7 protein-coding genes and 1 pseudogene are annotated in these 9,467 nt (G+C 46.5%); all 8 read left to right on the top strand.

The features are described from left to right. Positions 1 to 679: pseudogene (locus ACYC56_RS09515) on the top strand (hypothetical protein); the annotation flags it as partial. A 22-nt stretch (positions 680 to 701) separates the two neighbouring features. Beyond that, a complete protein-coding gene (locus tag ACYC56_RS09510; RefSeq protein WP_461373941.1) occupies positions 702 to 1,424 on the top strand; it encodes a sortase in 723 nt (240 codons plus the stop codon). A 205-nt stretch (positions 1,425 to 1,629) separates the two neighbouring features. Next, positions 1,630 to 3,519: a polysaccharide biosynthesis protein gene (locus ACYC56_RS09505; RefSeq protein ID WP_461373940.1), complete on the top strand. Its 1,890-nt coding sequence runs from the start codon at positions 1,630 to 1,632 to the stop codon at positions 3,517 to 3,519. A 216-nt stretch (positions 3,520 to 3,735) separates the two neighbouring features. Next, positions 3,736 to 5,037 (top strand): lipopolysaccharide biosynthesis protein, encoded by a 1,302-nt coding sequence (locus ACYC56_RS09500; RefSeq protein ID WP_461373942.1) that lies wholly within the window; start codon positions 3,736 to 3,738, stop codon positions 5,035 to 5,037. Beyond that, positions 5,030 to 6,199 carry a glycosyltransferase family 1 protein gene (locus tag ACYC56_RS09495; protein ID WP_461373939.1) on the top strand — a complete coding sequence of 390 codons (1,170 nt, stop codon included), beginning with the start codon at positions 5,030 to 5,032 and terminating at the stop codon, positions 6,197 to 6,199. The genes ACYC56_RS09500 and ACYC56_RS09495 overlap by 8 nt, the downstream gene beginning before the upstream one ends. Then, positions 6,192 to 7,499, top strand: coding sequence for a hypothetical protein (locus ACYC56_RS09490; RefSeq protein ID WP_461373938.1), 1,308 nt, complete (start codon positions 6,192 to 6,194; stop codon positions 7,497 to 7,499). The genes ACYC56_RS09495 and ACYC56_RS09490 overlap by 8 nt, the downstream gene beginning before the upstream one ends. Before the next feature lie 61 nt (positions 7,500 to 7,560). Then, the gene (locus ACYC56_RS09485) at positions 7,561 to 8,718 is read left to right on the top strand and encodes a glycosyltransferase (protein WP_461373937.1); all 1,158 of its coding nucleotides are present in this window, start codon (positions 7,561 to 7,563) and stop codon (positions 8,716 to 8,718) included. An 8-nt stretch (positions 8,719 to 8,726) separates the two neighbouring features. Continuing rightward, the gene (locus tag ACYC56_RS09480) at positions 8,727 to 9,449 is read left to right on the top strand and encodes a glycosyltransferase family 4 protein (RefSeq protein ID WP_461373936.1); all 723 of its coding nucleotides are present in this window, start codon (positions 8,727 to 8,729) and stop codon (positions 9,447 to 9,449) included. Positions 9,450 to 9,467: the final 18 nt, after the last annotated feature.

Here is a 9,467-nt window from a genome sequence, read left to right as displayed (position 1 = left end):
GGCGGTCTATAGCACCGATAGTAAAGAGCAGGCGCTTGCCGAAAATTTCGGCTATGGAGGCGCCCTACTTCCAACATCAAACGATTACATTCAGGTCGTAATGCAGAACCACGGTGCGAATAAGATCGATGTTTATATGCACGAGGAAATTCATTACTCAATAAAGTTGAGGCCGGACGGCTCCGGATTAGCTCGCATGTCGATCAATGTAATAAACAGAACACCGAGAGCAGGTCTTCCGACGTATGTTTCCGGCGATAATCCTCTGGGTGCGCGCGGCGGCTCTAGCAATACATGGCTCAATCTCTTTGTGCCGCAGGGTTGCCAACTAACATCAATGGACAATACCAGCAGCCAGGTTGATGTCGGGGCCGAAAAAGATAAAACAGTCTTCTCCCAATACGTAAAGCTTGCGTCGGGTACAAATAGGACGGTTGATCTCACGTACGAACTGCCTAACGTTTTAGTCTTTCAGGGCGATGAGATAGTATATGCGCTTGATTGGCAGGTTCAACCGGTGCTTAACAAAGCCGACATTTCAATAGACGTGGAAGCCCCACATGGGTTTGAATTTAACAAGCTGCCGCAAGGTTTTAAACGAAAAGGGAAAAAGGCCGTGTATAGAGGCGTGTTTTCTAAAGACCAAAAGCTCGAACTGGGTCTGATCGATAACAGGTAATATGAGTAACGAGGTTAAGTGTATGGAAACGAAAGATGAACAAAAAAGTAAGCTGAACAAGTTTGCGAACATCGCTATTATAATCGGGCTAGTGCTCATGGCCATCCCGGCCGGGCTCTGGCTTAACGAGGAATACTACCAGTGGAGCCAAGGCAAGAAATGGCAATCATTAGTATCGCTTTATTCCGATGAATCGGTGCGGGCTTTGCGGGTTTCGGGGTCTAAGCAAGGCGGGGGCTCGGGCGCTGGCAGCGGGGAAGATTCTCAAACCTCGGGTGAGAATACCCCGGCATGGTCGCCGGAACTGGTTGATACCGGCACCATCGAACCGGGAACCAGCATTGCTTTTATCGAGATCCCAAGGCTTAACCTTAGACTAACCGTTGCCGAGGGAGTTGATTGGGCAAGCCTAGCTAAAGGGCCCGGCCACGCGCCGAAGACTGCAAGAATCGGCGACAAGGGCACGACGCTCGTCTCCGGACACCGCACCATGTACGGCGCACCTTTTCACGATCTGCATAAATTAGAGCTTGGCGATAACGTGATGCTGTATACAAAAAAGGCAATGTTCGTCTATACAGTAGAGGGCATTAAAAGGGTTTATCCTACCGACTGGAGCGATATTAAGCCCGGTGATACCTCACGCCTGGTATTATCGACCTGCGAACCGATATTCTCTGCCGAGAAGCGCTTGCTCATAATCTTAAAATTAACAAGCGCCAGTAGGCAAAGCGTTAACAAGTAATACCCTTGAGGGTATTACCATTATATGGTAAACTTATAAACATAAGCAGATAATGTTTTTTGTTGCACCTGTTATATCAACAAGGCACTACCCAGCTAACCTTAACGCTGGTTGCTCGTAATATCTCCACACCACCACTCACACCACTATTCTTTATATGCGCGGGCAATCATCCGTTAGTAAGAAAGGAAGTTAACGAATTATCGTGTGGAATATTGAGGTGACTTCGCATGCGGCCGGTAAGGCCTTTGAAACAATGAAGTCGGTAAGACTCAAACAACCGGTATTTCTAATTATCGACGTGTTTCTTATCGTCATGGCGTTATTCGTGTCGTTTCTGCTTCGCTTCGGCATGGATATTCCTTTATCGTATACTACCTTTTTGTTATCGATACTTCCGGTCGTCATTGCGACGAAAATTCCAGTATTCTATCTCTTCGGCTTTTATAACCAGCTCTGGGAGTACGCTAGCCTGCGTGAAGTGTCTCGACTTTTCAAGGGAATCACATCTGCCTCACTCCTGTTCCTGGTCGTCCTGTTTTTTACCAGACACGTTGAGATCCCACGTGCGGTATTTGCTATCGACTGGTTGCTGACGCTCAGTCTTATCGGCGGCAGCTATTTTGTAATCCGTGCGCGCAAAGACCTTTTCCCAACCTTTAATTATTCTTTTGGAGATATTAACCGCATACGCGTGATCGTTATCGGCGCCGGTGACGCCGGCACCATGCTCGTAAAACAGATACAATCCAACCCCAAGATGGGCTATGAGGCAGTGGCTATTCTGGATGACGATCCATCCAAGGTCGGTTTGATGATCCACGGGGTCGGTGTTGTCGGAAACACGAGGTCTATCCCTGCGGTTGTGTCCAAGTATCATGCGGATGAAGTAATCCTTTCAATACCATCGGCTGCTGTCAGCGAAAAGCGGCGTATTGCACTAGTGTGTCAGGGAGCTGCAATCGTATGTAAAACCGTTCCCGAGTACGCTCAGCTAATGCGGGGTGAAGAAGATATCTTGCATATACGGGACATCGATCCCAAGGAACTACTGGGCAGGAAAGAAGTTGAGATAGACCTGCGGAGCACCGTCGGTTGCTATAGAGGCCGAACAATCCTTATTACGGGAGCAGCCGGCTCGATAGGTTCTGAGCTTTGTCGCCAGGTGGTCGATCTCAATCCGCAACGCGTAATTGCTACCGATATTTATGAAAATGGCCTCTACCATATCGAAGAGGAGATGAACCGTTCTCTTAACGGAAACCGGAGGGTATTTGATATTCATATCATGGATACTCGGGATGAGCTGGCGGTCGAGAGAATATTCAACCTTTACAAGCCGGATATCGTATTTCATGCGGCAGCGTACAAGCACGTGCCGATGATGGAAAAGCATGCGCTTGAAGCCATGGAGAACAACTTTCTGGGCACTCGCAAAATGATCGATGCTGCCGCGCGCCACAACTGCGAGCGATTTATCTTCGTTTCAACGGATAAAGCGGTCAATCCTACCAGCATTATGGGTCTCTCGAAGCAGTTTGGCGAGAAGGCTATAAAGCTTGCAGCCAACCAGAACAATATCACTAAGTTCATGGCAGTGCGGTTTGGTAACGTGTTGGGCAGCAACGGCAGTGTAATCCCAAAATTTAAGCAGCAGATAAAAAACGGTGAATCTATAACTGTTACCCACGAGGACATCACGCGGTATTTCATGACGATACAGGAAGCCGTTTATCTGGTTACCCAGGCGACCGCGATAGGGAATGGCGGCGAGATATTCGTTCTTGATATGGGTGAGCCGGTTAGAATACTCGATCTGGCGCGAAGCATGGTAAAGCTGGCAGGTTTTAAACCCGGCGATGATATTCCTATCACCATAACAGGGCTGAGACCCGGCGAGAAATTATACGAAGAGTTATTCAACGAGGACGAGGTTGTCGATAAAACGATCCACCCACAGATAAATCTTGCGTTTAGTGATTTTAATAATGCCCAAGTTCAGAAACTGTTAAGTGAATTGGAGATCATAATACGAGCTGGCAACGAGCTTAAGCTTATCGACTTTTTACACGAGCGGTGTTTTATTGCCATATAAACCAAGTGGTTGATAGATTTTATAAGAATGAGGATAGGGAGGCCTTAGCTGAGGCCTCACAGTTCGTTTAGATGACATGCTCACTTGCACAATCGTAATGCCGATAATGAATCGAAAGGACAGACCGTACGGAAAACAAGATTGCAGGTGGTGGAGTATATGACAGCGCTATCAGACGAGGTCGCCCAAGTATCGTCTACATCTGAAACCACATATATGCCAGGATTATCTTTACGCACAAACTTCTCTTGGACGTTATTAGGAAACATAGTTTATTCCGGTTGCCAGTGGGGGATGCTGGTTATTCTAGCGAAGCTTGGTAGCCCAATTATGGTTGGTCAGTTTGCACTGGGTCTTGCCGTCACAGCCCCTATCATTATGTTTGCGAACCTCCAATTACGGGCCGTCCAGGCGACTGATGCCAGGCGTGAGTATCTCTTCGGCGACTATTTAGGCTTGCGGTTGATAGCAATAGCGTTGGCTCTAGTCGTTATTGTGGCCATCTCCTTTTTCTCCGGTTACCGCGAGGATACGATGCTCGTTATTCTGGTAATCGGGGTAGCCAAAGCATTCGAATCGACCAGCGATATATTTTTCGGTTTACTCCAGCAACACGAGCGAATGGACCGCATTGCCAAATCAATGATGCTCAAAGGATTCTTATCATTACTGGCGCTAGGAATTGGCGTTTATCTCACTAGAAGCACTCTGTGGGGCGTCATAGGATTAGCCGTAATTTGGGCGCTTATTTTGATTTACTATGATCTCAAAAGCGGTGCGCTGATTTTGAGGCTTTCACAAATAACGAATCCGTCAGCAGATATAAAAATCGATGATTCAACGCTATCCCCTCGCTGGGATAAAGCAAAGCTTCGTAAGCTTGCACTGCTTGCCTTGCCGTTAGGCTTCGTGATGCTACTTATATCGCTTAACGTTAACATACCACGCTATTTTATTGAGCACTACCTTGGTGAAAGGCAGCTCGGTATCTTTGCTGCGATATCCTATCTGATGGTCGCGGGAACTACTATTGTAAGCGCATTAGGCCAATCCGCTAGTCCAAGGCTGGCGAAGTATTATGCATCGGGTAATCATACGGCATTCCGTGATCTACTAGTTAAGCTTGTAGCTATCGCAATGTTATTGGGTTTAGCAGGACTCTTAGTCGTTATTTTTGCTGGCCGCGAATTATTAACGCTGCTCTACAGGCCAGAGTACGCAAAACATGTCGACATTTTCTTGTGGGCAATGGTCGCCGCTGGAATTAGTTATATCACATCATTTCTCGGCTATGGGATGACGGCAGCACGCTATTTTAAAGTCCAAATGCCGCTTTTTACGGTCGTTATCTTAGTCTTAATCATAGCTTGCTTCTGGTTAATCCCAGCTCACGGGCTTCTTGGAGCTGCGATGGCGTTAACAATCGCAGCGATTGCCCAAATGCTTGGCAGCCTAGTAATACTTGCATACGCATTCCGACCACCCAGAGGTTTGGAAGGATCGATCGAGCATGGGTAAGGGCAATAAGAAGCAAATCCGCATACTTCACGTTGTTGGCGGAATGAACCGCGGCGGCGTCGAGACATGGCTTATGCATGTTCTACGCAATATAGACCGCGATCGGTTCCATATGGATTTTCTAGTCCATACCACCGAGCCGTGTGCGTATGATGATGAGATTCGTGAGCTAGGGTCTCGAGTTATTTCTTGCATGCATCCATCCAACCCTCTAACATACACTCGTAATTTCAAGCGTATTTTAGGCGAATTCGGGCCCTATGATATTATCCACAGTCATGTTCATTATTTCAGTGGTTATACTCTTCGCTTAGCTTGCCAGGTAGGCGTGCCGGTTCGTATTGCTCACAGCCATAACGATACCTCTCTACTCCAAGAAGAAGCAGAATTTCTTCGACGATCCTATATCGATCTTGCAAAGCGTTGGATATCTCGTTATGCAACCTGTGGCCTTGCAGCGAGCAATAAAGCAGCATCAGATTTGTTTGGGGAAGGTTGGGTTGCTGATAAGCGTTGGCAGGTCCTTTACTGTGCTATCGATCTTTCATCTTTTAGCGTAGACATCGATTCAACAGCTATTCGGCGAGAACTAGGTATTCCTAAGGATGCCCTTGTAGTTGGGCACGTTGGCAGATTCGCAGAGCAAAAAAACCATAACTTTCTCATAGATATCGTTACAGAAATCGCCGAGCGTGAACCCAGGATTCATCTTCTGTTAATCGGTGACGGACCATTACGTCCGGTAATCGAGCAGAAAGTAGCCAAAATGGGTCTGGCGGACAGGGTGTTATTTGCAGGCAGCAGACACGATGTGCCCAAGCTGATGTTAGGAGCAATTGATATCTTTGTTATGCCATCGCTTTATGAAGGGTTAGGCCTCGTCTTAGTTGAAGCACAAGCGGCTGGAATCCCCTGCATTTTTTCAGACTGCGTGCCAGGGGAAGCAGATATCATAAACCCGCTGATCAGGCGATTATCATTATCTCAACCGGCTTCAGTTTGGGCCGATGTAATCTTAGATATGTTAAGAGATATGGGAAGCGTTAGGGATGCCAGTTACCGTCACGATTGCTTTACGGCGATCGAGGCCAGCCCCTTCAATATTCAAACTGGCATTAAACTATTAGAGGCTTTTTACGAAGGCGGTTTTGAAAATGCTTGATGCTCTTAATATCTTAACTTTTCTATGGCTGCTATCATGGGCTACATTTGCTATATACCAGCTTGCTATCGGGAAGCGCTACTCAATCCTTTTTATTCTAATCGTGCATTTTATTCTTTCGGGTGTTCCACTAATTTTCGATGTGATTATTGGTAAGCCTAGTTATCTTGAAGATCCGGGGTTTTTCTTTGCTTCAAGGGATACCATGACCTCAGTGATCTATTGTATTTACGTAAGCATGGTACCTCTTCTGTGGTGGGCGTTTGGTAGGAAGCCTATAACTGTTGGAGACGAGGACACAAATCAACAGGATTCTACGAGTTCTACATTCCCGCAGTATTTAAAGGCTTTATTTAGCATTCTTTTAATTAGTCCGCTAATTGCCTTAGTGCTGGCGCCCATGCCTGAACTATATATTAAGTATGGTGCGGCGCCCCTCGGCATACTTCAGATAGAGGGTGGGCGTGACGTGTCTAGCTACCATAATCTGATTATCGCTCCATTCTGTAAACTAAGCTTGTTGGCCAGTATAGGGTTACTTTTCCCATATAAGCGGTTTCGATTGTCTTTGTTTATGCTCGTGATGCCCTGGATTACGTTAGCAATATGGTTGGATGGAAAGAGAAACATCTTTGCTATCGCACTGTTCCTTTATGCGTACTTGCTTTGGAGTAAAGGGTATCTAAAGAATTTCAAATTGCTCGCTGCGTTAGTGGCAGTAGCAGTAGTTATCGGTAGCTTCTCATATGGCTATAAAAGCATTGTTAGAGAGAAATACGATGATTCCTCATCGTTCGCTGATATCTACCAAGATGTCAGGGTGGATTATGGTCGAGACGATGTAATAAAAATGACGATTTTCTCCGAAGTGTATCCGGAAAAGATGCGGATACTTGAATATAGAGGGCAAAGTCTACTCTATTACGCGGGTATATTCGTGCCGCGAGGATTGTGGCCCGATAAACCGATGCCGTATGCGCAATATTTTACATCTGCGATGCTGTTTGTCGACCCGCAAGAGTTAGGTTGGGGTATGACAACAAGCATTCTCGAAGAGGCGGTTGCTAATTTAAGCTGGTTGGGGATGATTGTGGGTCCGCTAGTGATAGCGCTTATCTGCCGAATAGGGGATTCACGGAAAGTTGAGCTTGTCCGCCTGCTTACCATTCTTGTGGCATCACTGCTTCTTGCTGTCGAGCTGTCAGCCTTTTTGCCGATAGTACTTCTTTGGCTCTTTTCAGTTTTTTGGACAAAGCGGCTGTTGCGAGCTGAGAGCAAGAAACTGAGTTTTAGTTTTTAACGGAGGCAACTCACATACCAGATGTCAGGGATTCAACTGCCTTGATTCGTAAGTGGAGCTTATGCACCAAGATGCGCTGCTGATTATCGAAAGGGGAGGGGAGAGGGCAATTAACATTTTACATGCAGGTCCTGTTAACTGGGAAAGGATTAGCGGTATTAATACTGCCGCCCAGGGCTTAATCTCAGCCCAGAATAGCCTCGAAAACGTTCATGCAGCTCTTCTCATGACTGGTGTAGCTGCGCCGCCTCCACATGATGTCGGCTTTTCTGTCTTTAACATTAAAGATCATAACAACGGCAACAGTTTGGTCAGTTTGCCGGAGCCTTTTGACAAGCCGGACATAGTCGTGTTTCACAGTACCTACATACCTTCACATAGACGAATTGCTCATGGTTTACGCAAAGCCAGAATCCCTTACATTATTATGCCGCACGGAGGCATGACGCTGGGTGCGCAAAGGGTTAAACGGCTGAAGAAAAAAATTGGTAATCTTTTATTTTTTAATGACCTGGTGCGACATTCGGTAGCTTTACATTGTTTAACGCCGGCCGAAGCTGAAGAGGCGTCTATCTGGCACCGGCCGACATTTGTTGTTGGCAACGGCACTGATATTCCAATCGAATCAGACCTGGCGGCACCAGGGCAGTCTAAGGGCATTCGTTTTGTCTTTATTGGCCGGCTTGATCTATACCATAAAGGGTTAGATGTTCTGCTTGAGGCTTGTGCATTAGTAAAACCTTTACTGCTGAGCGAGAACGCAAGCATTGAGATATATGGCCCGGATCATAATGATAGCGTTACCTTTCTAGCTAGACGGATTTCTCAGTTACGGCTAGATGATATTGTCACACTCCCCGGACTGATACTAGGTGAGGCTAAGAAACTATTACTAAAAAGAGCGGATGTCTTTATCCATACATCTCGGTTCGAGGGTCATCCAATGGCTGTTTTGGAAGCCCTCGCTCATGGGGTTCCTTGCTTGTTGACGCCAGGTACCAACATATCTCAAGAAGTAGCTACTGCTGGCGCCGGTTGGGAGGTTCAATTATCGCCTGAGAATATTGCAGAAGGCATAATAGACATTTTTGCCAAGAGGAAGGACTTGCCGATTTATGGTAAAAGGGCACGCGCTTTAGCAGTCGATAAGTTTAGCTGGCAACAAATAGCTAAAGATCAGGTAGCGTTCTACAAAAGATACTTAGGTCAAGGGAGTTAACCTTTACTATGAAGATTCTATATCTACATCAATATTTCAGTACTCCTAAAATGGCTGGTGGACTCCGTTCCTATGAGGCTGCCCGTCGTCTCGTGCGTATGGGGCACGAAGTGCATATGATAACCTCAAAAAGCGGCGATGAGTTTACTGCCGATGGTGAGTTCAGTGAAGATGAAGCAGGTATCCATGTCCACTGGCTCGAGGTGCCGTACTCTAATAGAATGAGCTATGGTGAACGCATTAAAGCATTCTTTAAGTTTGCTTGGCGGGCGGGGATTGAAGCATCTCATCTTAAGGGAGACGTGGTTTTCGCGACTAGCACGCCTCTAACGATTGCACTTCCAGCCATTTATGCCGCTAAAAGGAATAAGGTGCCGATGGTGTTGGAGATTAGGGATCTCTGGCCGGAGGTGCCGATCGCAGTTGGGGCGTTAAAGAATCCCGTTACTATTGCAGTTGCCCGCTGGCTTGAGCGTTTTTCCTATCGTAATTCAGCATATATTATCGCATTATCTCCGGGTATGAAGGAAGGTATTGTGGCGACTGGTTACCCTGAAGACAGAGTAACAGTGATCCCCAATAGCTGCGACCTGGAACTTTTTGAAGTTGACATGGATTTGGGTCGTGAAATTCGGCAACGTTATGATTGGCTTAAAGACCGGCCTCTCGTCATATATGCAGGAACTTTGGGATTAGTTAATGGAGTCGATTTTTTTTCGCATCAGGCTTAAGAGGTTATCAGCCAATAT

Source organism: Candidatus Aquicultor sp., from assembly GCF_054640775.1.
This window is presented reverse-complemented; position numbering and strand designations above follow the sequence as displayed.